Annotated in this window: 22 protein-coding genes and 2 pseudogenes; 8 read left to right on the plus strand and 16 right to left on the minus strand. The window is 71.4% G+C overall.

Annotated elements, in window-relative coordinates; genetic code table 11:
- Nucleotides 1-7: 7 nt before the first annotated feature.
- On the minus strand, nucleotides 8-1180 hold the full coding sequence (mycP, locus tag MKW14_RS17035) for a type VII secretion-associated serine protease mycosin (RefSeq protein WP_240863388.1): 1173 nt from the start codon (nucleotides 1178-1180) through the stop codon (nucleotides 8-10).
- Nucleotides 1177-1992 (minus strand): hypothetical protein, encoded by an 816-nt coding sequence (locus MKW14_RS17040; protein ID WP_240863389.1) that lies wholly within the window; start codon nucleotides 1990-1992, stop codon nucleotides 1177-1179. Before MKW14_RS17040 ends, mycP begins: the two co-directional genes overlap by 4 nt.
- Nucleotides 1993-4926: 2934 nt before the next feature.
- Between MKW14_RS17040 and MKW14_RS17045 the strand changes: the two genes are divergently transcribed.
- Nucleotides 4927-6129: an amino acid deaminase/aldolase gene (locus tag MKW14_RS17045; RefSeq protein ID WP_240863390.1), complete on the plus strand. Its 1203-nt coding sequence runs from the start codon at nucleotides 4927-4929 to the stop codon at nucleotides 6127-6129.
- 17 nt (nucleotides 6130-6146) lie between these two features.
- Here the strand turns inward: MKW14_RS17045 and MKW14_RS17050 are convergent, their stop codons facing one another.
- The 4 genes from MKW14_RS17050 to MKW14_RS17065 form a co-directional block, all read right to left on the minus strand.
- Nucleotides 6147-7031 (minus strand): DUF2510 domain-containing protein, encoded by an 885-nt coding sequence (locus MKW14_RS17050; protein WP_240863417.1) that lies wholly within the window; start codon nucleotides 7029-7031, stop codon nucleotides 6147-6149.
- Nucleotides 7032-7093: 62 nt separating this feature from the next.
- On the minus strand, nucleotides 7094-7885 hold the full coding sequence (locus MKW14_RS17055) for a 3-oxoacyl-ACP reductase (protein ID WP_240863391.1): 792 nt from the start codon (nucleotides 7883-7885) through the stop codon (nucleotides 7094-7096).
- Nucleotides 7882-9267 carry an aldehyde dehydrogenase family protein gene (locus tag MKW14_RS17060; protein WP_240863392.1) on the minus strand — a complete coding sequence of 462 codons (1386 nt, stop codon included), beginning with the start codon at nucleotides 9265-9267 and terminating at the stop codon, nucleotides 7882-7884. The genes MKW14_RS17055 and MKW14_RS17060 overlap by 4 nt, the downstream gene beginning before the upstream one ends.
- A gap of 11 nt (nucleotides 9268-9278) precedes the next feature.
- Entirely contained in the window at nucleotides 9279-10637 is a 1359-nt protein-coding gene (locus tag MKW14_RS17065) for a glutamine synthetase family protein (RefSeq protein WP_240863393.1), read from the minus strand.
- A 91-nt stretch (nucleotides 10638-10728) separates the two neighbouring features.
- Here MKW14_RS17065 and MKW14_RS17070 point away from each other — a divergent pair, with 91 nt between their 5' ends.
- Entirely contained in the window at nucleotides 10729-11463 is a 735-nt protein-coding gene (locus MKW14_RS17070) for a FadR/GntR family transcriptional regulator (protein WP_240863394.1), read from the plus strand.
- A 66-nt stretch (nucleotides 11464-11529) separates the two neighbouring features.
- Nucleotides 11530-12216: a gamma-glutamyl-gamma-aminobutyrate hydrolase family protein gene (locus tag MKW14_RS17075; RefSeq protein WP_240863395.1), complete on the plus strand. Its 687-nt coding sequence runs from the start codon at nucleotides 11530-11532 to the stop codon at nucleotides 12214-12216.
- On the opposite strand, the pseudogene MKW14_RS17080 reads toward MKW14_RS17075, so the two are convergent.
- Nucleotides 12185-12472, minus strand: a pseudogene (locus tag MKW14_RS17080) (aminoglycoside phosphotransferase family protein); the annotation flags it as partial. The gene MKW14_RS17075 and the pseudogene MKW14_RS17080 overlap by 32 nt on opposite strands.
- A 130-nt stretch (nucleotides 12473-12602) precedes the next feature.
- Between MKW14_RS17080 and MKW14_RS17085 the strand changes: the two are divergent.
- Nucleotides 12603-13049 (plus strand): annotated as a pseudogene (locus MKW14_RS17085) (aromatic-ring hydroxylase C-terminal domain-containing protein); the annotation flags it as partial.
- Here MKW14_RS17085 and MKW14_RS17090 read toward each other — a convergent pair.
- Entirely contained in the window at nucleotides 13050-13973 is a 924-nt protein-coding gene (locus MKW14_RS17090) for a LysR family transcriptional regulator (RefSeq protein ID WP_240863396.1), read from the minus strand.
- Nucleotides 13974-14262: 289 nt separating this feature from the next.
- On the opposite strand from MKW14_RS17090, the gene MKW14_RS17095 reads away from it, so the two are divergent.
- The gene (locus MKW14_RS17095; protein ID WP_240863397.1) at nucleotides 14263-14646 is read left to right on the plus strand and encodes a hypothetical protein; all 384 of its coding nucleotides are present in this window, start codon (nucleotides 14263-14265) and stop codon (nucleotides 14644-14646) included.
- A 474-nt stretch (nucleotides 14647-15120) separates the two neighbouring features.
- On the opposite strand, the gene MKW14_RS17100 is transcribed toward MKW14_RS17095, so the two are convergent.
- From MKW14_RS17100 to MKW14_RS17110, 3 genes are read right to left on the minus strand one after another with little or no spacing between them, the layout of a single operon-like run.
- Nucleotides 15121-15975 (minus strand): helix-turn-helix domain-containing protein, encoded by an 855-nt coding sequence (locus tag MKW14_RS17100; RefSeq protein WP_240863398.1) that lies wholly within the window; start codon nucleotides 15973-15975, stop codon nucleotides 15121-15123.
- A 25-nt stretch (nucleotides 15976-16000) separates the two neighbouring features.
- On the minus strand, nucleotides 16001-16528 hold the full coding sequence (locus tag MKW14_RS17105; protein WP_240863399.1) for a DUF6879 family protein: 528 nt from the start codon (nucleotides 16526-16528) through the stop codon (nucleotides 16001-16003).
- Complete coding sequence (locus MKW14_RS17110; RefSeq protein ID WP_240863400.1) at nucleotides 16500-16760, minus strand: hypothetical protein; 261 nt, start codon at nucleotides 16758-16760, stop codon at nucleotides 16500-16502. Before MKW14_RS17110 ends, MKW14_RS17105 begins: the two co-directional genes overlap by 29 nt.
- Before the next feature lie 235 nt (nucleotides 16761-16995).
- Here MKW14_RS17110 and MKW14_RS17115 point away from each other — a divergent pair, with 235 nt between their 5' ends.
- Both MKW14_RS17115 and MKW14_RS17120 read left to right on the plus strand, forming a co-directional pair.
- Complete coding sequence (locus tag MKW14_RS17115) at nucleotides 16996-17388, plus strand: DUF6415 family natural product biosynthesis protein (RefSeq protein ID WP_240863401.1); 393 nt, start codon at nucleotides 16996-16998, stop codon at nucleotides 17386-17388.
- A 321-nt stretch (nucleotides 17389-17709) separates the two neighbouring features.
- Complete coding sequence (locus MKW14_RS17120) at nucleotides 17710-18171, plus strand: hypothetical protein (RefSeq protein ID WP_240863402.1); 462 nt, start codon at nucleotides 17710-17712, stop codon at nucleotides 18169-18171.
- A 90-nt stretch (nucleotides 18172-18261) separates the two neighbouring features.
- On the opposite strand, the gene MKW14_RS17125 is transcribed toward MKW14_RS17120, so the two are convergent.
- The 4 genes from MKW14_RS17125 to MKW14_RS17140 all read right to left on the minus strand — a co-directional run bounded on the left by MKW14_RS17125 (nucleotide 18262) and on the right by MKW14_RS17140 (nucleotide 20371).
- A complete protein-coding gene (locus tag MKW14_RS17125) occupies nucleotides 18262-18813 on the minus strand; it encodes a hypothetical protein (RefSeq protein WP_240863403.1) in 552 nt (183 codons plus the stop codon).
- 112 nt (nucleotides 18814-18925) lie between these two features.
- Nucleotides 18926-19561, minus strand: a complete 636-nt coding sequence (locus MKW14_RS17130) for a hypothetical protein (protein WP_240863404.1) — start codon at nucleotides 19559-19561, stop codon at nucleotides 18926-18928.
- The gene (locus MKW14_RS17135) at nucleotides 19558-19980 is read right to left on the minus strand and encodes a DUF4429 domain-containing protein (protein WP_240863405.1); all 423 of its coding nucleotides are present in this window, start codon (nucleotides 19978-19980) and stop codon (nucleotides 19558-19560) included. The genes MKW14_RS17130 and MKW14_RS17135 overlap by 4 nt, the downstream gene beginning before the upstream one ends.
- Nucleotides 19981-20092: 112 nt before the next feature.
- Nucleotides 20093-20371 carry a hypothetical protein gene (locus tag MKW14_RS17140; protein WP_240863406.1) on the minus strand — a complete coding sequence of 93 codons (279 nt, stop codon included), beginning with the start codon at nucleotides 20369-20371 and terminating at the stop codon, nucleotides 20093-20095.
- A 579-nt stretch (nucleotides 20372-20950) separates the two neighbouring features.
- Between MKW14_RS17140 and MKW14_RS17145 the strand changes: the two genes are divergently transcribed.
- Complete coding sequence (locus MKW14_RS17145; RefSeq protein WP_240863407.1) at nucleotides 20951-22222, plus strand: AlbA family DNA-binding domain-containing protein; 1272 nt, start codon at nucleotides 20951-20953, stop codon at nucleotides 22220-22222.
- Nucleotides 22223-22390: 168 nt separating this feature from the next.
- Here the strand turns inward: MKW14_RS17145 and MKW14_RS17150 are convergent.
- Nucleotides 22391-23503: hypothetical protein (locus MKW14_RS17150; protein WP_240863408.1), on the minus strand; the 1113-nt coding region annotated here is incomplete at its 5' end.

Here is a 23503-nt window from a genome sequence, read left to right on the forward strand (position 1 = left end):
CGACGCCCTAGAAGTCGTACCGCCTCGGACGTCCGCGCCACAGAACGACCGCCACGACGAGCAGCACCCCGCCGAAACCGCCGGCGAGGGGCGCGGCCCAGTCGCTCGTGGAGCTGTCGGACTTGGCGGTGTCCGGGCCGCTGCCGAAGTACCGCTTGCCGTAGGAGGCGGCCTGCAGGCCCTCCGGTTTGAGGCGGCCGGCGGCCTTGATGGCGGCGGCCGGGTCGATCATGCCGAAGCCGCGGGAGTCGTCCCGGCCTCCGACGGGCGGGTTGCGGGCGGTGTCCTCCAGCAACTGCTTGATCTGCGCGGGGGTCAGTCCGGGGTGGGCGGCCTTGATGAGGGCCACGGCCCCCGAGACGAACGCGGAGGCGGCGCTCGTGCCCCAGCCCTCGTAGTACTTGTGGTCCGGGTCGGCGATGACGATGTCGTCGCCCGGGGCGCTGACCGTGGCGTACCAGCGGCGGGTGGAGAAGTCGGCGCGGGTGCCGTAGCGGTCGACGGCGGTGGCGGCGATGACGCCCGGGTAGGCGGCCGGGTAGGAGGTGTGGTCGCCCTTCTTTCCGCCGTTGCCGGCGGAGGCGACGACGCTGACGTCCTTCTTCAGGGCGTACTGGATCGCCTCGTCCTCGGCGGGTTCGGGGTGGGCGGAGGCGGAGTCGTCGCCGAGGGAGAGGTTGATGACGTCGGCGCCGTGGTCGGCGGCCCAGCGGATGCCCTCGGCGAGGGCGTTGCCGCGGGTGGAGCGGGCCTGACCGCGGGCGGAGTCGCCGTCCTCGAGGATCACCCTGACCGGCAGGATCTTGGCCTCGGGGGCGATGCCCATGACGCCGTCGGAGTCACCGGGTCCATGGCCGTGTCCGGCGATGATCCCCGCCATGGCGGTGCCGTGCCGGGCCCAGTTCCGGTTTCCCCGCTCGGCCCCGAAGCCGATCATGTCCTTGGCGGGCAGGACGTTGCCGACGAGGTCGGGGTGGTCGGCCTCGACGCCGGTGTCGAGGACGGCGACGGTGATGCCCCGGCCCTTGGTGGTGCGCCAGGCCTGCTGGGTGTGCATGGCGTCCAGGCCCCACTGCTGGGCGCGGATGCCGTCGGCGTGGGCTGCGGTGGCGGGGACGAGGGCGAGGGAGCCGGCGAGGAGCAGGCTCAGTGCCGCGACCCGGCGGCTGGCGTGTCTCATGAGGGCCGTTCCGTGGGCGGGCTGGTGACGTCCTTGCGCAGGGCGCGTTCGATGCGGTCGGCGATGCCCTGGGCCTCGTTGCCGAGGCCCGCCTGGGCGGGGGCGGTGGTGGCGCCGGACTGCATGGCCTGCGCGGCAGGCTGGGGGGCGTCGACGGTACGGCCGTCGGCCCAGCCGGAGACGGCGTAGACGACGACGGGGGCGTCGGTGAGCACGGAGACGGTCCAGGAGGCGCGTTGCTGGGGGCCGAAGCGGGCGGCGGGGGTGTCCTTGGCGGCGTAGGGGCGGGGCATGAGGTCGGTGCGGTTGCCGAGGCTCTCGCTCCGGAACTGTTTGGCGAGGGCGGTCATGGCGGGGGCGTCCGCCTCGGTGAACAGCAGGCCGACGGTGGTCACGAAGCTCTCGGTGGCGTCGGTGTAGCTGGCGCGCAGCAGCCGCTGGCATCCGACGGGTGCGAGCGCCTTGCTCAGCAGGGGGTCGAAGGCGCCCTTGCAGCCGCTGTCGGGCGCGACGGCGATACGGGTCCAGGTACGGTCGGCGCCTCCGGGCCCGGCGCCGAGTCCTTGCAGGGTGGGCGGGAACAGCTGATCCACCGGCACGCTGTGCCACAGCCCGCGGGCCGCGACGAAGGTCCCTTGCGCCCCCTCACCGCCATCGTCCCCGACCAGCCAACTCCCGGTGGCGGCACCCCCGATGAGCCCGAGCCCCAGCACCAGACAGGCGGCGACGGCGGCGGTACGACCCCGCACCCGCCCCAGCAGCGGCCTGGCCCTGGCCCGCTCGTCATACCCCTCCGGCTCCCCGAACGACACGACGGGCCGACTCCCACCCGGGTTCATGGGTGCACTCCAGGAAAGAGCAGGATCAGGCGCGACGACACCTCGGCCGTCGGCGGGGTGAGCGGGCGGGCCCGGCCGACGCAGGTGAACGTCATCGACTGCGCCGAATCGCTCGAACACCTCGAACACCTCGAACGCTGAACGGTCGGAGGAGAAACCGGGGTTCGGGAGCTCGCCCGGAGCACTCGCCCCAGAACGACCACCGGCGTCACCGGACGCCGGGCGGGTGAGGGGGGCGCTGGACGCCGGGCGGGTGAAGGGGTCATCGGATGCCGGGCGGGTGAGAGACTCGCCGGGCACCGGGCGGGTCCGCGGTCCGCCGGATACACGGCCGGATTGGGGATCGCCGGACGACGGGCGAGCGAGACGATCATCGGACCCCGGGCCAGGGAGGGACTCGCCGGACGCCGGGCGGGTCCGCGGTTCGCCGGATACACGGCCGGATTGGGGATCGCCGGGCCCCGGGCGCGTGCGCGATTCGCTTGATGCGGGGCGGGTGCGGGGATCGCCGGACCCCAAGCGCGTGCCCGATTCGCTGGGCACAGGGCGGGATTGGGGTTCGCCAGGCGCCGGGCGGGTCAGGCGATCACCGGACCCCGGGCGGGCAACCGCGTCGCGGGCCGCCGGGCGCGTGAGAGGTTCGCCGGACGCCTGACGAGCAGCAGGAGCGTCAGACGACAGTCCGGTCCGGGATGCGCTGGAGACGGGGCGATGTTGGGGCTCACTGGACGCCGGGCGAGTCAGTGGGTCGCCGGAGTCGGAGGGCGAGTGGGTACGCGAGTCGGCGGGCGGCACTGGGGTGGGCGGCACCGAGGGCTTGGGGGGTGTGGTCGCGCGCGTTCCGGAAACCGAATCGTCCGGCGCGGCTGCGGGGGCGTTTCGGTTCTCGGGCGCCCGGCGTGTGGGGGAATGGGCAGACACCGCGCCGGGCGCATCATCGGCTGGCGCCGGGCGGGTCGGGTGATGGGTGGGTTCCGGACCAGCGGGGCGTTCGCTCGGCACCGAGCGGTCGCGCTGATCGCCGGGCACCCGTCCGGTGAACGCGTCACCGGGCGCCGACCGAGTGGGCGGCACAGGGGGCTTCGGGGGCGTGGGTGGGCGCCGGTCGGGTGCCGTGACTGGCTGGGAGGCCTGGTCGGCGGATGTCTCCGTGGGCACGGAGGAACCGGGGTGGCGGAAGCTTTCGGCCGAGGTGGGACCGTTCGGTGCCTGCGGGGAGGCGGCCGAGTGGCGGACCGGGTCGGCCGGTGCGGGGTGGCTGGACGGCATCGGGGGCATGGGGGTAGGGCGGGCGGGCGGCACTCGGGGGGTGAACACGTCGGCATCGACATCCGCGCCCGAGGACACGGCGGAACCGGAGTTGCGGAACTCTTCGGCGCGCGGGACGCGGGGCGGCGTGGACAGGTCACGGTCGCCGGACGGCTCCGACGCGCCAGCAAACCCCGGACGACCCAAGCCCTCCGCCAGAGGAACCCGAGACGTGGACGGGTCACGGTCGCCGGACGCGTCCGACACCGCCACGAACCCCGGACGGCCCAACCCGTCCGCCAGCGGAACCCGAGACGTGGACGGGTCACGGTCGCCGGACGCGTCCGACACCGCCACGAACCCCGGACGGCCCAACCCGTCCGCCAGCGGAACCCGAGGCGTGGACAGGTCACGGTCGTCGGACGCCTCCGACGCCGCGGCAGAACCGGGACGACCCGAACCCTCCGCCGACGGGACCCGGGGGGTTACGTCGCGGTCGGCGCTCCTGTCCGACGGTGCCGCAGGGACCGTGGGACGGCGGCTCGGGTTCGGTTCGGGGGGTGTCGGTGGGCGTGGGGGTATGGGGGCCGTTGCGGGGCGGGCGTTGGACGGAGGGGCGTCCGGGAAGCGGGCCGAGGCCGGGGGTGGGGGCGGGGTTTCGGAGCCGGTGGCCCGGGGCGTGGGCGCGTGCAGGCGCGGGAAGCGGAACTGGGGCGCGTTCGAGGAACGGGGCGAGTCGTCCGTCGGCCCCGCGCCCGCGCCCACTCGGCGCTCGCCGGCCGAACCCGCGAGGCGGGCACCTGCCCCACCGGCCGTGACGTCGGCCCCTGCCGCACTGTCGGCCGAACCCTGCGCACGCTCGGGATCAGGGCGGCGTACCGCCCCCGACCCCGTGCCCTCATCCCCGGCGCCGGGGACGTCAGGCACGCGCCCCGCACCGCGGTGACCTACCGGATCCGCTCCCTCAGTACCGTTGCTCCCCGCCGCGGACGTACCCCCCACGCGCTCGGCCTCGGCAGCCGTGTCGTTCCAGGCACCCGGCGTCCGCGTACGGTCGCCGAAGGTCTCGAAGGGCTCGGCGTTGCGCCAGGGCGACCACACTCCGCTGGAACCGGCCGCTGTCGAGTTCCGTTCCCCGGCGCCCGGCGCCCAGGAACCTCCGCCCCTTCCACCGGCCGGCGTCCAGACACCCGTCGCGTTCGTGCCGTTCGGTGAGGACGACGCCCCCCGCGAACCCGAACCCGAACCCGGACCCGGTTCGGCCGGCTCCGCGTCCGCGTTCGCCCCGTCCCGCCCCACCGTCGGCGGCTGGGCCGGGCGCGGTGGCGTGGTGGGGCGTGGTGGAAAAGAGGCGTGCTGGGCTTCCGTACTCATGCACCCCCCGTTTCCTCGTGCCCCGGGCCGTCTACTGTTACGCGAACCGTCGCCCTGGCGCTCAACCGCTCGACGCCGGACCCGGCACGAGCGGTGGACCGTCCCGGCACGCATACATACCCGTACGACAGGACCGGCATCCCGCGACAGGCGGCGCCCGGCCTCCGTACGTGCGCGTCACTCTACGGCTTGCCCCGCTCGGAACGGGAACCAGTCCGCGCCCCCGGGGCATCTGCCCGGAACGTCCCCCTACCCTGCGGTAATCCTGTCTGGCAGGCTTCGTTCATGACTGCGCGCGCCGCCGACCGGGCCCGTTACGACCGGGCCACCGCCCACCTCGACGCCCCTGTGGCCATCGTGGACCTGGACGCCTTCGACGCCAACGCGGATGATCTCGTCCGACGGGCGGGAGGCAAGCCGATCCGCGTGGCCAGCAAGTCCGTCCGCTGCCGGGCCCTGCTGGAGCGGGTGCTCGCGAAGGACGGCTTCGCCGGGATCATGTCGTTCACCCTGGCCGAGTCACTGTGGCTCGTACGGAGCGGCTTCGAGGACGTGCTGCTCGCCTACCCGTCCGCCGACCGCGCCCGTTTCGCCGAACTGGCCTCCGACCCCAAGCTCGCCGCGGCCGTCACCGTCATGATCGACGACCCCGCGCAGCTCCGTTTCATCGACGAGGCCCGTGACGGCGGCCGTGAAGTCATCAGGATCTGCCTGGAGTTGGACACCTCGCTGAAGCTGCTGGGCGGCCGGGTACGGGTCGGCGCGCGCCGTTCGCCGCTGCACTCACCGGCGCAGGTCGCCGACATGGCCCGCGCGGTGGCCCGACGCCCGGGTTTCAAGGTCGTCGGGATCATGGCGTACGAGGGGCACATCGCGGGTGTCGGCGACTCCGTCGCGGGGCGGCCGCTGCGCTCGCGTGCGGTACGGCTGATGCAGGCCACCGCCCGCCGTGAACTCGCCGAGCGGCGCGGTGAGGTGGTGCGGGCGGTCCGGGCCGTCGTCCCCGATCTGGAGTTCGTCAACGGCGGCGGCACCGGCAGTGTGCAGCACACCGCCGCCGAGGACGCCGTCACCGAGATCGGCGCCGGATCCGGGCTGTACGTGCCGCGGCTGTTCGACAACTACACCTCGTTCACCGGTCGTCCGGCGGCGCTCTTCGCCCAGCCGGTCGTACGACGCCCGGGAGTCGGCGTCGTGACCGTCCTCGGCGGCGGGTATCCGGCCTCCGGCGCGCCCGGCAAGGACCGGCTCCCGGTGCCGTATCTGCCGGAGGGGCTGCGGTACGACCCCCAGGAGGGGCCCGGCGAGGTGCAGACCCCGCTGCTCGGCTCGCCCGCCGACGATCTGCTGATCGGCGACAAGGTGTGGTTCCGGCACGCCAAGGCCGGTGAGCTGTGCGAGCGTTTCGACGTGCTGCACCTGGTGGAGGGGGACGCGGTCACGGCCACCGTGCCGACCTATCGCGGGGAGGGCCACACCTTCCTCTGAGCAGCTGGACGTCCCCTCTAGTGAGCGGGGCCGATGCTGCTGCCCACTCCCCCGTCCGTCGCCGCGTCGCCGATCGGGCGGATGCCTCGGGTGATCCGGTCCATGTCGGCGAGCGGCGGCCCGTCCCGGCCCGCGTCGAAGACGAACCGGACGAGGACGGGGGACTCGGTGCCGACGCTGGAGGGGAAGGCGAGGGACTCGACGTAACCGCCGGGACCCTTGGCGGTCTTCACCCGCCAGCGCACGAAGTACCCGGCGCGGCCCGCCACCGCGATCTGGCCGGAGCCGACCTCCCGGTGGGACTCGATGCCGCCGTAGGGGCGCCGGCCGGTGAGGTCGCGGTCGTAGGCGGCGTCGGCCGCGTCGGAGACGTCCCGGCGGGCGAGGGCGCGGGGCGAGGTCTCGTCGGTGCTCGCGGCCGTACGGGAGATGACCAGGCCGTGCCGGCAGATTCCGGAGTCACCGGGGCAGTCGTAGGTGCCGTCGGTGGTCATGACGACGTCGTCCTCGCTGACGTAGCGCGGCCTGACCCAGCCGTCGGGCAGGGGCAGGGTGATGCCGTTGAGCTGGTCCACGACGACGGGCGGGTCGTCGGTGGAGGGGTGCGAGGGGGACGCGGACGGGGTGGCGCCGCCGGTCGTCGGGGCGTCGGCGGTGGCCGCGCCGGGCTCGGTCTGCACCTGGGCCGCGTGCTCGTTGCCGCGCAGGTAGACCGCTCCTGTGACGATCGCGGCCACGAGGACGGCGCCCGCGGTGACGAGCGCGACGAGCCGTGCCCGGCCCGAGCCCCCGGCCGGCGGCTGCCCGGGCTGGTTCCAGTGGTCGGTCCAGGCCGTGCCGTCCCACCAGCGCTGCAGATGGGGTGCCGACGGATCGGGGTACCAGCCGGGCGGTGGCGTCATGCTCATCCCGGACACCATAGAACGGCCTCGATGGGTCGTACACGGTGTCCGGGAACAGGCGACTAGAGAGGCGTGACGTACGCGCCGGAGATACCGCCGTCCACCAGGAAGTCGCTGGCGTTGACGAAGGAGGAGTCGTCGCTGGCCAGGAAGGCCACGGCGGCGGCGATCTCCTCGGCCTCGGCGAACCGGCCGACCGGGATGTGGACGAGGCGGCGCGCGGCGCGCTCGGGGTCCTTGGCGAACAGCTCCTGCAGCAGCGGGGTGTTGACCGGGCCCGGGCAGAGGGCGTTGACGCGGATGCCCTCGCGGGCGAACTGCACGCCCAGCTCGCGGGACATGGCGAGGACGCCGCCCTTGGAGGCCGTGTACGAGATCTGGGAGGTCGCCGCGCCCATCCGGGCCACGAAGGACGCCGTGTTGATGATGGAGCCCTTGCCCTGGCGCCGCATGTAGGGGATGGCGGCCTTGCAGCACAGGTAGACGGAGGTCAGGTTGACCTCCTGGACGCGCTTCCAGGCCTCGAGGCCGGTCTCCAGGATGGAGTCGTCGTCGGGCGGGGAGATGCCGGCGTTGTTGAAGGCGACGTCGACGCTGCCGTAGGTGTCGTAGGCCGTCTTGAACAGGGCCTCCACCTGGTCGGGGTCGGTGACGTCGACCTTCACGAAGATCCCGCCGACCTCCTCCGCGGCGGCCTTGCCGCGGGCCTCGTCGACGTCGCCGCAGACGACGTGCGCGCCTTCTGAGGCGAGGCGGCGCGCGGTGGCGAGGCCGATGCCGCTGCCGGCGCCGGTGATGACGGCGGTGCGGCCGACCAGGCGGCGGCAGATGATGTCGGTGTCCTGAGAGGTCACTGTGCGGGGCCTTCCGTGCTGATGAAGACGTTCTTGGTCTCGGTGAAGGCGGTCAGGGCGTCCGGGCCGAGCTCACGGCCGAGGCCGGACTGCTTGAAGCCGCCGAAGGGGGTCCAGTAGCGCACGCTGGAGTGGGAGTTGACGGACAGGTTGCCGGCCCGCACGCCCTGCGAGACGCGCAGCGCGCGGCCGACGTCCCGCGTCCAGATGGAGCCGGAGAGGCCGTACGGCGTCTCGTTGGCGAGGCGGATGGCGTCCTGTTCGTCCCTGAAGGGCAGGAGGACGGCGACGGGGCCGAAGATCTCCTCGCGGGCGGCGGCGGAGTCGGGCCGTTCGCCGGTGAGGACGGTCGGCGGGAACCAGAAGCCGGGGCCCTCGGGTGCGCTGCCGCGCAGGGCGGGGGCGTCCGCGGGGACGTAGCCGCGCACGCGGTCCAGTTGGCGGCGCGAGATCAGGGGGCCCATCTGGGTCTTCTCGTCGGCCGGGTCGCCCACCACGACGGCCGCGAGCGCGTCGGCGAGGAGCGCGGACACCTCGTCGTAGACCTGCTCCTGGACGAGGATGCGCGTGCGGGCGCAGCAGTCCTGGCCGGAGTTGTCGAGGAAGGAGAAGGGGTCGACGGCCGCCTTGAGGTCGGCGTCGGCGAAGACGATGTTGGGGCTCTTGCCGCCGAGTTCGAGGGTGACCCGCTTGAGCAGGGCCGAGCCCTTGGCCAGCACCTGTTTGCCCACGGCCGTCGAACCGGTGAAGACGATCTTCGCGACGCCGGGGTGCTCGACGAGCGCGGTGCCCGTGACCGGTCCGTGGCCGGGCAGCACCTGGAAGAGGCCTTCCGGCAGGCCCGCCGCCAGGGCGAGTTCGGCCAGGCGAAGGGCGGTCAGCGGGGTCGTCTCGGCCGGCTTGAGCAGGACGGCGTTGCCGGCCGCCAGAGCGGGGGCGGTGCCCCAGGCGGCGATCGGCAGGGGGAAGTTCCAGGGCGCGATGACACCGACGACGCCCAGCGGCTCCAGGATGGTGACGTCCAGGCCGCCCGCCACCGGGATCTGACGCCCCGTCAGGCGCTCGACGCCGCCCGCCGCGTAGTCGAGCAGGTCACGGACGTTGCCCGCCTCCCAGCGGGCGTTGCCGACGGTGTGCCCGGCCTCCCGCACCTCCAACTGGGCAAGCTCCTCCAGGTGTTCGTCGACGGCGACGGCGAACCGGCGCAGCAGCCGCGCCCGGTCGGCCGGCGGCAGGGCGGACCAGCGCGTCTGGGCCGCGGCGGCGCGGGAGACGGCCGCGTCCACGTCGGCCGCCGTGGAAGCCGGGACGGTCGCGACGACCTCCTCGGTGGCCGGGTTGAGGACCTGCAGCTCATGCTCGTACGAGTGCTCGTGCGACAACGAAGGACCTTTCACATGCGTTCGAAGGAGCGGCGCAGCTCCCAGTCGGTGACCGCGGCGTCGAAGGCCGCCAGTTCGACACGGGCCATGTTGCGGTAGTGCGCGACGACCTCGTCGCCGAAGGCGGCCGGGGCGATCGGGCTGTTCTCCCAGAGTTCGGCGGCCTCCCGCAGGGTGCTCGGGACGTGCTCGAACTCCGCGGTGTAGGCGTTGCCCGGGCAGGGCTCGGGCAGTTCCAGCTTCTGCTCGATGCCGTACAGCCCGGCCGCGACCAGCCCGGCGACGGCGAGGTGCGGGTTGACGTCGCCGCCCGGCAGCCGGTTCTCGAAGCGCAGGGAGCGGCCGTGGCCGACGACCCGGAGGGCGCAGGTGCGGTTGTCGTGGCCCCAGGCGACGGCGGTCGGGGCGAAGGAGCCCGGCTGGAACCGCTTGTAGGAGTTGATGTTGGGGGCGTAGAGGAGGGAGAAGTCGCGCAGGGCGGCGAGCTGTCCGGCGAGGAAGTGGCGCATGACGTCGGACATCCCGTCGGGCCCGGCCATGGCGTTGTTGCCGGCCGCGTCCGCCAAGGACAGGTGGATGTGGCAGGAGTTGCCCTCGCGCTCGTTGTACTTGGCCATGAAGGTGATCGACACGCCCTCCTGGGCGGCGATCTCCTTGGTGCCGGTCTTGTAGATCGCGTGCTGGTCGCAGGTGCGCAGCGCCTCGTCGTAGCGGAAGGCGATCTCGTGCTGGCCCGGGTTGCACTCGCCCTTGGCGGACTCGACGGTCAGGCCGGCTCCGGCCATCTCGTTGCGGATGCGGCGCAGCAGTGGTTCGATGCGCCCGGTGCCGAGGACCGAGTAGTCGATGTTGTACTGGTTCGCCGGCGTCAGCCCCCGGTAGCCCGCGTCCCAGGCCTGCTCGTAGGTGTCCTTGAAGACGATGAACTCCAGCTCGGTGCCGACCTGGGCCGTGTAGCCGAGCTCGGCCAGACGCTCCAGCTGGCGGCGCAGGATCTGGCGCGGGGCGGCGACCACGGGGGAGCCGTCGTTCCAGGCGAGGTCGGCGATCACCATGGCCGTACCGGCGTTCCAGGGCACGCGGCGCAGGGTGGACAGGTCGGGGTGCATGGCGAAGTCGCCGTAGCCGCGGTCCCAGGAGGACATCGCGTAGCCGTCGACGGTGTTCATCTCGGTGTCCACGGCGAGGAGGTAGTTGCAGCCCTCGGTGCCGTGGTGGAGGACCTCGTCGAGGAAGAAGCGGGCGGCGAACCGCTTGCCCTGGAGGCGCCCTTGCATGTCGGGGAAGGCCAGGACGACAGTGTCGATCTCTCCGCTCGCGACGAGGGCGTGCAGCTCCTCGACGCTGAGCGGGGGTGTGCGGTCTGCCACGGGAGAGCTCCTTCGGCTGCGCGTTTTTCCGACCGGGCCGGGAGCCATAAGGTATTGCGGAGAACCATTGCTTGGGAAGGGGGTGCGGCGGGTGTCGCCGGATCAGGACAGCAGCCTGGAGGACCGGTTGACGCCGGTGCTGCGGCCGGTGCGGGCGGGCAACGGCTTCGAGGAGGCGCTGGAGCAGATCCTGCAGGTGGTACGGCTGGGCCTGGTGCCGGGCGGCGAGCGGCTGCCGGCCGAGCGGGAGCTGGCGGACCGGCTGGGGATCAGCCGGGTGACCCTGCGCGAGGTGCTGAAGGTGCTGCAGGACCAGGGGCTGGTGGAGTCCCGGCGCGGCCGCTACGGCGGCACCTTCGTGCTGCCCCGCGCGGACGCGGGCGGCGAGGACGAGCTGCGGCGGCGGATCACCGAGGTCGACATCGAGGACGTGCTGCGCTTCCGGGAGGTGCTGGAGGTGGGCGCGGCGGGACTGTGCGCGGCGCACGGGCTGAGCGAGGACCAGGCGGACCGGCTGCGCGAGGCCCTGACCCGCACGCACGACGCGCCGCTCGCCGACTACCGCCGCCTGGACACCCTGCTGCACCTCACCCTGGCCGAGCTGTGCGGCTCCCCCTCGCTCACCGCCCAGTACGCGGCGGTCCGGGCCACGGTGAACGACCTGCTCGACTGCATCCCGCTGCTGGTGCGCAACCTGGAGCACTCGCAGCGCCAGCACAGCGCGCTGGTGGAGGCGGTCCTGGACGGGGACGCGGACGGGGCGCGGGAGATGATGCGGGAGCACTGCGCGGGAACGGCGGCACTGCTCAGGGGGTTCCTGGCGTGACCTTGCCCTCGCGGGGTGGGTCGGCAAAGGTATGAACGGGATCCATTGCTCCGGGTGGGAGGTCATATGACAGCCAGGCCGCTGATCGGTGTCAGCACGTATCTGGAGGCCGGGGCGCGCTGGGGCGTGTGGGAGCTGGAGGCCGCGCTGCTGCCGGTCGGCTATCCGCGTCTGGTGCAGCGGGCGGGCGGACTGGCCGCGATGCTGCCGCCGGACGACCCGGAGCAGGCGGCGGCGACCGTGGCCCGCCTGGACGCGCTGGTGATCGCCGGCGGTCCCGACGTCGATCCGGCCCGCTACCGCGCCGAGCGGGACCCCCGCACCGGACCGCCGGCCCCCGCCCGGGACACCTGGGAACTGGCGCTGATCGACGCCGCCCTCTCCGCCGGCGTCCCCGTGCTCGGCATCTGCCGGGGCATGCAGCTGCTGAACGTGGCCCTGGGCGGCACGCTGGTGCAGCACGTCGAGGGGCACGCCGAGGTCGTCGGCGTCTTCGGCCGGCACACGGTCAAGCCCGTGCCCGGGACCCGGTACGCCGAGGCGGTGCCCGAGGAGACGTCCGTGCCCGCCTATCACCATCAGGCCGTCGACCGCCTCGGCACCGGCCTGCTCCCGTCGGCGTACGCGGAGGACGGCACGGTGGAGGCCGTCGAACTGCCCGCCGCGGACGGCTGGGCGCTCGGCGTGCAGTGGCACCCGGAGATGGGCGAGGACCCGCGGGTCATGCGGGCCCTGGTGCGAGCCGTCTCCTGAGCCAGGCGAGCCCGGCCTCGCCCTGGGCGCGCTGGAAGGGGCGCAGGGTGGGCAGTCCGGGCGGGGCCGGAAGCAGCGACTGCTCGACGAAGAACCCGGTCAGCGCGGCCAGGGTGGCGGTGACACCGGCCGGATCCGCGTCCCGGCCCAGCGGATGCGCCCGGAACACCTCCTCCGGGTCGGGCCCGCCCTGGGCGCCGACGCTGGGCAGCATCAGCAGCAGGTCGAACCACGGGGCGGCGCGCACGGCGTGCGGGGACGACAGCGGCGAGGGGTTCGTGACCTCCTCGCCTGTCTCAACGTACAGCGCACCGGCGGGCTTGCGGCAAGGCCCCCGCCGACCCGCACAATCACCGGCCGAGGCCACAACCTGCGGAAACGGGGAACTCGATGACACCCGCGCGCAGATGGAACTGATGTCCACCGAGCCGGGTCCGCAGGCGGTGCGCCGGCTCTTCTCACGGCTGATGGACTTCGACGAGGTGAACCGCTTCCTGACCGAGAAGGTCACCGCGATCGAGGTCCGCTACGACGTCGGCGAGGGCGACGACCTGCTGGGCCGCCGCCTGCGGGACGTTCCCCTGAGACGGGGCCGCCTCTACGACCTCTTCCACACCGGCCACGGCGTCCTGCTGGACCAGACGGGCAGCCTGTCTGCCGCAGGTTGGGAAGACCGCGTCGGCCTCGTCCACGACACGAGCGAGGATCTGACGGCCCCGGCGATCCTGCTCCGCCCCGACGGCCACGTGGCCTGGACCGGCGACGACCAGGAGGACCTCAACAAGCACCTGGCCAGGTGGTTCGGCGCACGGCGGTCCGGGCCCCGCGCCTGACTACCCCCGCGTCAGCGACAGCAGATCCCGCGCCGGCCCCGTGGGCCGATGCCCCGTGGGCCACACCGCGCGCAGGTCCCGGGCCAGCGCGACCCCCTCCACCGGCACCCGCACCAGCCTCCGCATCCCCAGCTCCTCCCCCACGGCCAGCTCACTCAGCACCGCCGGCCCCGCCCCGCCCACCGCCGCCGCCTTCACCGCGGTCGTCGACGACAGCTCGATCAACGGCCGCGCCAGTCCCCCGAGCGCGGCGTCCAGCACCTGCCGCGTCCCCGACCCCTTCTCCCGCAGGATCAGAGGAGTCTCCGCCAGCTCGGCCGCCCCCACCGCCCGGCCCCGCCGGGCCCACGGGTGCCCCGGCGCCGTCACCACGATCAGCCGGTCGTGCGCGATGACCGCGGAGTCCAGCCCCGGCGGCACACTCACCCCCTCCACGAACCCCAGATCCGCCTCCCCCGCCAGCAACCGCTCCGCCACCGCGGCGGAGTTCCCGGCGAGCAGGGAGACCGCGGTGTCCGGCCGCTCCGCCCGAAGGGCCAGCAGCCACCCCGGCAGCAGGTACTCCGCGATCGTCATGCTCGCCGCCACCCGCAGCCGCGAGTCCCGCCGGTCGCGCAGGGCCTGCGCCCCCGCGTCGAAGGCCTCCGCCGCCTCCACGATCCGCCGCGCCCAGTCCGTCACCAGCGCCCCGGCGTCGGTCAGCCGCGACCCCCGGGGCGACCGGTCCACCAGCGCCACCCCCAGCTGCCGCTCCATCGACCGGATCCGGCTGCTCGCCGCGGGCTGGGTGATCCCCATCTCCCGCGCCGCCCCACCGAGGCTCCCCAGCCGCGCCACCGCCAGCAGCAGCTCCAGCGCCCCGAGATCCGGCACCCGATGCGCCAGCGGGCCCCCGCCCCCCGGCCGCTCCTCCGCCTCACTCATAAGACCAGCTTATGCCTCCGCCTGGCAGGCAGATACCAGCCGAGGCATCCAGACCCCTCCCTACCAGGGGCTACGCAGCGGCGAACGGCCTCCTGGGTCCACCTGGAGAACCGCCGGCCAGCCACGTCGGGTATCACGCCCGGTATCACGGCCTGGACCTGCGGGTTCTCCCCAACTCCCGTGAACGAAGCGGCAGTTGGTGTGGACTCTCGTGACTACCCACCGTAATATTTAACTACAGGCAGTCACCAACCGGTTGACCGCCTCGGAACAGGAAGAGGAAGAGACGATGGCGCAGACCGCAGCCTCCAAGACCACCGCCGCCAAGGCCACCAAGCCCGCTCCCGCCGCTGAGATCCCTGCCGCGCAGGTCGCGGACGACCTCACCGCGCTCCTCGCCCCGCAGCGCTACGAGGCGGGCAGCAGCACCGTCCCCCAGGAGGTCGCCACCTTCGTGGAGAACGCGTACGAGGCCTGGCAGAAGGACAAGAACGCGTGGCAGATCGTGACCCTCAGCAGCCCTGAGGCGGTTGAGCGCGTCTTCAAGCAGGCGCGTCGCTACTGCTTCGACCGGGAAACCAAGCTGACGTTCCAGCGTCGCCGCACCGAGAACACCAACGAGCTCGTCTACCGAGTGCGGGACAAGATCGCCGCGAAGCGCACCAAGAAGTAGCAGCCACCCCCAGAGCGGCGTGACGCGGATCAGCGCGTCACGCCGCTTCTTGTTGCGCTGAGAGGTGAGCACCGCCAGCGTGGCCGGCCTCCCTGGGGAGTGCGCGGCTCAGGGGTGGGGCGCCCTGCCTGGGCAGGCACGCACACACGCAGCGAGAGTGAGACGAGAGCGAGGCGAGAAGGAGCTGAGGCTCACGGCTTCACGCGCTGAGCGTGGTCAGGCGAGACGAGCGCGGTGACGTGGCGATGAGCGAGAAGGTGAAGCGAGTGAGCGTGGAGATCGTGAGTGTGGCGATGGCCCTGACCTCTCGCTTATAGGGCGCTGTGGTGCCAGGACACCACCAGAAAATTGCAATCCAGATCTCGGAAGATCTAATTCGTGATCAGCCTGTATCACCACGCATGAGGCGATGCGCCCCTCTCACATCTCTCTCGGTGAGCGCCCCACGCACGTAAGCGTGTCCACACGTTGCGCCTACCGCAGCGCCTCGATCGCCCGGAGAACCAGCTCCCGCGCCTCCGCCCCGTACACCGCCATGGAGCGCAGCAGCTCGAACGTCTTGACGTACAGCGCGACCTCCGACGGCTGGGTCACCTTCACCTCCGCTGAGACCAGCTCCACCGACGCCAGCTTGTCGTCGTAGACGTGGAACGACTCCTCCGGCCACTGGGTTCGCTCCCTGGTCGCCATCGGGATGATCCCCAGGGACACCGACGGCAGCGCCCCGGCGGTGAGGAGGTACCCGAGCTGGGCGGCCATCGCGTCCTCGTCGGCCATCTGGCAGCGGAGCACGTGCTCTTCGAGGACGACCACGAACCGGTGTCCCGGCTCGTTCACCACGCGGGAGCGCTCCACCCTGGCCCGCGCCGCGTCCAGGCTGTCGTCCACCGGCAGGTCCCGGAAGCGCGCGGCGGTGCGGAGGACGGCCGCCGCGTAGCCCTCCGTCTGAAGGAGGCCCGGCACGACCGTGGACGAGTAGAGACGGAACAGCTCCGTGTCGCGGTAGAACTGCGCCGCGCTGTCCTGGAGGTGCCGCAGCCCGTTGCGGACCTGGTGCCGCCACTCCCGGTACATGGACTCGGCGTTGAGGGACTGGACGATCAGGTCCTGCGCCTGGCCGGCCGCCCCGGCCGCCTCGCACCAGGCGCGGATGTCCCGGGCGGACGGCGCCGTGAGCGCGTTCTCCACGCGGGAGGTCTTCGCGTGGTGCCAGCCGCACGCGGCGGCCAGCTCCTTGACCGTCAGCCCCGCCTCCTTCCGGAGGTCGCGGAGCCGTCGGGCGACGGCCTCACGCGCGGCCTGGGCGGAGGAGGACGGGGAGACGGACATGGGTTCCTTGCCTGGCGGGCTGCTCTTACCGGATCTCGTACTGGTCGTGCGGCGTGGCGCGGGCCCAGGCTCCCTCGAAGGCGTCCGCGCACAGCTTGACCGCCGCCGGGTCCTCCGAGAACTCCTGCCCGGCCCACACCCCGTCACCGCTGAAGTGGTGCCAGCGGATCAGACGGTCGTCGAACAGCCAGAAGTCGTTGCCGGGCAACGCGAGGTCGGACGCGCGGCGACGGGGCAGCCACCGTACCCGCTCGCCCGCGGCGACGTTGACGCCGGTGGCGGCGTGCTCGTAGCGGATGTACTCGCTCACCGGCTCGGCGACGACGCGAACGCGGCGGACGGTCACGCCACGGGCGACCGCCCCGGCGATGAGCCGAACCCACGGAGCCCAGTACGCGGAGGTGGGGTCGGCGTCGCGCTGGCCGGTGCGCCGCCACTGGTCGAGGTCGGCAGCCTCCTCGTCCACGGCGTAGCTGTCGCGCATCTCCAGGTGAACGGCACCCCGTTCGCAGCCCGCGAGGAGCTCAGCGAACGTCGGCTCGCTCGACGGCATCACAGGCCTCCCTCAGAAACGGCGCCATGCGGGCGGGGATGCGGATGACCGCCTCGTCGTCGGGGATGCCGACGGCGTGGCCGGGCACCTCAAACGCGGCGACCTCCGCCTCGGTCTCCCCGCCCGGCTTGAACCCCTGGATCACGATGTCGTTGGTCTTCTCGTCGACGAACACGGTCGGACTCTTGTCCTGGCCGGTGGTCGGGTCGATGCCGATGAACCGTAGTGGCATGGTGGTCTCCCTCGCCTTAGGTGTGCAGTTGTGTGCGTCCTAGTCTCCCCTCCGTGAGAGCGCGGTCAACCCTCCATGCGTCGTCAACTTCCAGCCTGGTAGGGGGTCTTGCACACTTCTGCACATTCCTGGCTTTGACGCAGGGCGGGTTCTAGCCTCAGCAGTTCTAAGCAAGGACCCCCGCGAGGTGGTCTAGACCTCCGGGGGCGTGGCCGACGCTGATGGGAGCGCCAACATGAGTCAACGTACCGCCCAGCTATCAACCGCCCAAGGGCGAGATCACCGCCCGCTCGACCTGGCCACGATGCGCCAGGCCGTGAACCGTCTGCTCGACCCTGACGCCGTTCCCGAGACGCTGCCGCCCACCGTCGCCGAGCTGGAGACCCTCACCCTTCAGCTCCGGGGTCACCTTCAGCTGCTCATGCCTGAGCTGGAGCGGGGCGCTCGTCGCCTGCCGCGCCGTGGCGCCTGGCGGTATGACGTGCTCGCCTGCGTCGGTGACGCGCGGCTGAGGCTGACCAGGCAGACGGAGCCGGACGCGACGCACGCCCGCCACCTGGCCCGCGCTCTCAACGCCCTTCTCGTCCACCACGGCAACCTGAGCGAGGCCGGCCATGTCTCGCGTTGAGTGGCAGTGGCAAGACGCTGGGTCCGGACCCGGCCACATGCAACGCGTGGTCGTCTACGACGAGACCCCCACGGTGGACCCCGCCCTGGCCGCGTACCGCCGCCTCATCGACCACGGTCTGAGGTGCAGGACGTGCAGGACCACCGACGCGGACGGCTGGGCGAACAGCACATGTGACGAGGCGCGCTGGCTCTACCGCGCCTGGCGGGTGGCGCGAGGCGGCCCATCCGCCTCCGCTGGCTCCTCGGCACCTGAGGGGAGCCCGGCAGCGTGAGAGTTGACCGGAAGACGGCCACCATCGCATGCGTGGTGGCCTTTTGCGTGGCCAGCGTCACCTACAAGGCGATCAGCTCCCCCGACGGCAACGACGGGACGCCCAACGCTGCCCAGCATGAAACCCGTCACGCGTCACCGTCACCGTCCGCCACCCACGCGGCGGCCATGCCCAAGGCGACGCCCAGCGCGCAGCCGAGTGACCTGCCGCGCCTCGACCACCAGGGCGACGGGCTCACCGGCTGCGTCATCCGCTACCGAGCGGATGGCGGCAAGGCGGGGTGGGCGGTGTTCGCCTCCCGCCCTGGGACGGTCGAGCTGACGGCGACCACCCTGACGGGCCGCACCTACGACAAGTCCTGGTACGCCGACACGAGCGGCGGCAAGACCGTCTACGTGACGGGCATGGACGTCCCGGTGCCCTTGACCTCTCTCAAGTCCGTTGAGGGCACGCTCGTCGACGCCGACACCGCCAACACCTACCGGTGCCTCGTGGGACCGGGGGCGTAGCGGCGGAAATGACGACTGGCCGGCCTCCCCCCGTGGGAGGCCGGCCAGTTCCGTGTCGGCACCTCTCAGAAGCAGCTCTGGCGGCGGGCCCTACTGGTCTGCCCGGTCGGTCTCCTGAGCTCTGAGGAGCTCCCACGCCTTGATATTCCAGGTCTGCGGCTCGACCAGGATCGTTGGCCACACCGTGCTCGTCGTGCTGATCTCGATCCTGTGGTACGGCAGGCTCCGGTTGACGTTGACGATCTCCAGTGGCGGGAACTGATGAGACCCGCCGCTCTCCGGGAAGAAGTGAAAGCCGCCCGTATGTATGGGCACCGCCAGGCCCAGGACCGTCCCGTCACTGAGCTTCGCATCCCGGCAGTACGCAGGGGTCGGGGCGCCACTGATGCCGACGGCGCTGTCCGCCGCTACGCGACGGTTCCACGCAAACACCACGCGGTTGTGCACTCGGGTGTCCCGCACCCACCCGATCACGAGCAGCGCGACAAACGCCACCCATGAGTAGCCGTGCGTCACGTCGGCCAGTCCCCACGCGAAGGCCCCGAAGAAGATTGCAGCGCCAACGATGGGGGCGGTATCCGCACCAGCCACCTGCTGGTTGTAGGCGATTCTGTCTTTCCGGCCGCTGCGGTCTCTTGCCATGACTGCTCCTCGGGGCGCCCGCTCTTTGCGATGACAGCGGCATTGTGGCTCACACCCCGTATGCAACGGAGCGGTCCGGAAACCTCACAGACGAACGGTTCAGCAACGCTACCTACGCGGCGGCCCGCAGCTCACGGATGATGACGCTGATCTGCCCCCTGGCAGCGCGGTCCCTCAGCCCGAGCTGCGGGCCGAGGCGCCTGGCACGGGCAGCCACGGTGTCGTCGGGGTAGGCCAGCAGGTCGGCCTCAACGAGAGCCCGTCTCGCGGCCTCTGAGGCCCGCGGTTTCGCTGGCATCGTGATCTTGGCAGGCTTGGCAGCCTCTGCCAGTTCCGTGTCGACCTTCCGTGCCAGGGGGGCAACGTTCCACCGACCTCGGTCCGGTGCCACGGTGAGGATGCCGTCTCGGACGAGGCGTCCAACGAGCTGGGGCATCTTGTCCGCGGGCGGGACGTAGCCCACCACCCGCTCGTACGCGGGCCGCAGCCTGGCGGTGAACTCGGCCACGCCGTCGCCGGGTTGGAGGGTGGCGGCGACCTCCACCGCGCAGGCGGCCTGCCGTCGCCACACCTCGTCCAGCACGGCGGCCTTGAGCGCGACCAGCGGCCGGCCAGCGCGAGCGTCCTCGTCCAAGCGCCTGACGGCTGCCCGTGTGACGCTGAGCGCGGCGGACGGGGCAAGACCGAGCCGCATCTCCATGATCTCGCGGGCGAGCAGGCGCAGCTTCAGGTCGTCAGGGTCAGTCACCTCATGACACCCGGCTGCCAGCTGGCCCGCGCGAGCGCCAGCTGACTGATCGCGTGGTTTAGGGCGTCCCGCATGGCCTTGAAGTCTCGACCGTGACGGTTGAACTCCACGCTCATCGGATCCCTGGTGAACCTGAAGCTGCCGCCGTCGGGGCCGACTATCGATCCAACGGTGAGAAGCGTCAGCTTGCCACGTGAGAGGCCGCGGGACTTGTACCGGACGGCTGTGAGGCTGGCGACGGGCAGGGTGACGTCTCCCGCGCCGTGAACCATGCGAGCGAGGAGGCCGCGACGGCGGATCGTGACGGTCTGGCCGTCGAACGTGATCGTGCCGTCGGTTCCCCTCGCGGTGAGAACTTGAAGTTGCTGGGTCGTGGGCTGCCGGTTCATGGTTGCCGCCCTCTCGCTTGGCGTGGTCATGACAAACTGAAGATGTTCGGATGGCGCCGCAGTTTGCGTGAGCCGGCCTCCACGTCTTCCAACTTCGCGGAGGCCGTTCTCTCGGTGCGCCTCGGTTGCGGCTGCACTCGCCTCAGTCGCTGTCGCCCGGCTTGCCGGGCGCATACCCGTACACCCTGTTCTGGCAGAGTGAGTCATCGGGGTAGTTCTTCTGGCACCAGTTGCCGACCCGGGTCAGGCAGTCACTCAGTGCCGTGGTTCCCATGCCGTTCTGGTTCTCGGGCTTGGCGCATGACGGCGGCTCCGGGGTGGACAGGTCGACGTAGGCGCTGAAACCGAGCAGCGCCACTCCCGCGACGGCGCTCACGACTGCGGCCTTGCCCCGTCTGGTCATCCTGGTCCAGGTGTTCATGAGATGCAGTTCCCCTCCCTGTTGCGCCCCTGGCAAGCTCAACGCTCGTCAGGCTGCGTCGCCATTCTCCGGACCGCGCCCGCAGACGAAACACCGGGCCTTGCCCTCCTGGATAAGCTGGCGGCGCTCCCGCATTCCCTCCAGCCGACGCTGACGCACCGCGGGGTCTCGCCAAGAGGTGGCAACTGAGGTGGCGCGCGTGGCACTTGGGCCCGGCTTGGCCGCCTCACTAACTGGTTGGTCGTTCATGCGACTAATCGAATACTGACTCTGCGTAATCGTCCAACGTGACCTGACGAGTCGTCTGCCACGTGAGCGGCGCGCCGAGAATCCCGTTGCGGCGGGCCCGCCTCTTGCCCGCTTGGGGCACGCCGAGAGTCCCCGGAACGGGAAACCCAGGTACAGCCAGCCGCAGCCTCTCTCGGGCACTCAACCCCGCTTGTGGGCTGCCCCTGGGTTAGGCCGGCCAAGCGTAGGACGTAGGGCCAGGCCAGCCGACAGCCCTTCGCTGAATGCCTTCCTGGCTCTTACCGGTTAAACCGGGTGTCTTGAGGCATCTGAGACTGCGATGCTCTGTGGATGCATCCGCTGTTTCACGTGCCTTCCACCGAGGTCACGCTGGCCTTGGTCCAGGACTTCATCAACCTGAAGATCCGGGAAGGCCTCACGGTCGAGTACAAGCGCGCCGGTGACAAGCCGATTGAGGCGGTCGCGGCGCTAGCGAACACCTACGGCGGCCTCCTCTTCGTGGGCGTCGACGAGGGAGAGAAGGGCGTTCCCTCCGAGATCAGGGGCGTGCCTCTCGGCGAGAAGGAAAAGCTGGTCAACCAGATGGGCACGGGCTTCGACCCGCCGTGGTCGCCCGAGGTGATCGAGGTGCCCTGCAACGAGCCGGGGGACAAGGTCGTCCTGGTGGTCCGCATCGACCGGGCGACCGTCCCGCGGCCGATCGTCCTCAATGGCTCAATCTTCGTGCGGCTGGACGCCCGCAACGAGAAGGCGAACCGGCAGATGATGCGGATGCTCCTGGACGACCCGAACTCGCAGCCGGAGCCCCGGCCATCCTTGCCGACGCGGGATCTCTACAAGCACGAGTCCCCGTTCCGATTCGAGGACAACGACCCAGACTTGGTGCTGCGAGCCGCAGGCGGGCTGAGGCTGTGGCAGGGCGAGGAGCGAACGCGGTTCCCGAGCGGGTTGGCAGGGGTAGTCGCTGAGGCCTTGCAGGGCACGCGCGCCTTCCCGCTTCTGGCACACCTGGGGCTGCAACTCATGGGCGACGGCGGGGAGGTCGCCACGACGCCGTGGCAGCTCTCTGACGCTACGAGCCGCCGCGTAAAGCTGCTGATGTCCACCTGTCGCGCCGACGGGACCTTCCCTTCGCGCCCCGGCGCGCAATTGGTCTGTACGGTCTCCCTGACCGGCGAAGAGCCCTCCTCGGAGCTTGAGGTTCTGTTCGACACGGCCCTCTGGCTGCCGCCAGGCGTCCCGCTCGGCTTGGAGCTCTTCGTGCAAGTGTTCTGCGACAGCGTCCCCATCGTGGCGAACGCGGTATTGCCCCGCGTCGCTGAGGCAACGGTCGGGCTCAAGGCGATGCCAAGTCCGCTGACTGAGATTCACGTCGCGTCGCGGCACCGTCCCGACAGCTACGGTGACTTGACCCCGGTCGGCCTGGGAGCATTTCTGTCTTTGAGCTGGCTGGGCGAGAGGGCCGGGGGACGAGCAATCAACCAAGGTGGCGAGACGCTGCTGCGCAGTCTGGTCGACCCGCCGCACTGGGACGAAGCCGTGCGAGAGGCGCTGGTCACCATGGCGATGGACTGGGGCTTCCCCGACCCCAAGTTCCCCTGACGCACCCACGCTGGAGCGCCGTTGGCCGGCCAGACACGACCCTGGCCGGCCTTTGGCCTGCCGCTGGGGCTGAGTGCCCGCGAGCGGCTGCGGCCGGCCTCACCCTGGGAAACCCTCAGGCCCGCCGAGAGCGAGCCTGAGAGGAGATTGAGAGGGCTTGGCGGGCCGTCAGTTGAGCTGCGTGACGCCCGCCGGGCCGCCGTTGGCGTCGTTGTAGTTCACCACCGCGACGCTGGCGAGTGCCCTGGGGTCGGCGTCGGTGAGCGTGAGGTACGACAGGAATAGCGTGTTCGTGACACCAGGAGTGCCGCCCTCCGTGGGCACCAGCGTCGCGTACGCGGCCCCGGCCGGTGCCTGGAAGTTGTTGACCTGCTGGGTCCAGGTGGCCGCCGTCAGCGAGACGGTGTGGCTGGAGGTCGTCATGTAGGCCTGCGAGGAGTCGAACCAGTTGACGCTGAGCGACACGTTCGCCCACCCCGTCGGCGAGTACAGCCACCCCTGTGCCTCGTACCACCGGCCAGGGGCGACGCGCATCTTCTCCGACGAAGCGTAAACGGTGGCCGAGGTGCCGTTCGGTGTGAGGAGCCCCGACTCCGTGTAGCCGCCGTGCGTCTGGGCGTTGGACTGCGTCAGCGTGGCGTTCGTCGGGGTCCAGGGCGAGGTGCCGCTCACGAACGTCGGGTTCGAGTTCAACGGGTTGTTGGGGAACAGGACCGACTCCAGGTACCCGAGCAACCTGCCGTTGAAGTTCCACACGAACGTGCTGGTGCTGGCCCAGATCGTGCCGTTGCCCGACGCTGGCGTGATGGGGTCGGAGCAGAGGTGATAGGGCTGGCCGCTGTAGGCAACGAGCGGGCCGCCGATGTCGGTGTTGTAGAAGTCCACCTGAAGCGAGTAGTTCGCGAGCAACGGCCCCCAGCTATCGGCGTACTTCGCGCTCTTCAGCAGGTCATCTGCGTCAGCCAGGTACGAGATACCGAACTCAAGGTAGTCGTTGAGGTCCGCCTGCTTCTGCTGCTGGATCACGAGGTGATACGTGTTGCCGGGCGTCAGACCGGTGGCGTAGAGCGGCACCGAGATGACCGGGACCGGCACCATCGTGCCGTAGCGGTAGTCCGGCAGACCGAAGGCAAAGATGTCCCACGTCCCGCCGCCGGTGTCGAAGCCTGCGGTGACCTGGACGCCGCGAACGGGCCACTCACTGATCTCCCACCGCTCGCCGATGGTGTCGGCGGTCGTGTTGAAGACCTGAACCGCGGGTGTCTCGCTGATCGGGTTGGT

It is taken from the genome of Streptomyces gilvus (genome assembly GCF_022513565.1).
GTDB lineage: Bacteria > Actinomycetota > Actinomycetes > Streptomycetales > Streptomycetaceae > Streptomyces > Streptomyces gilvus.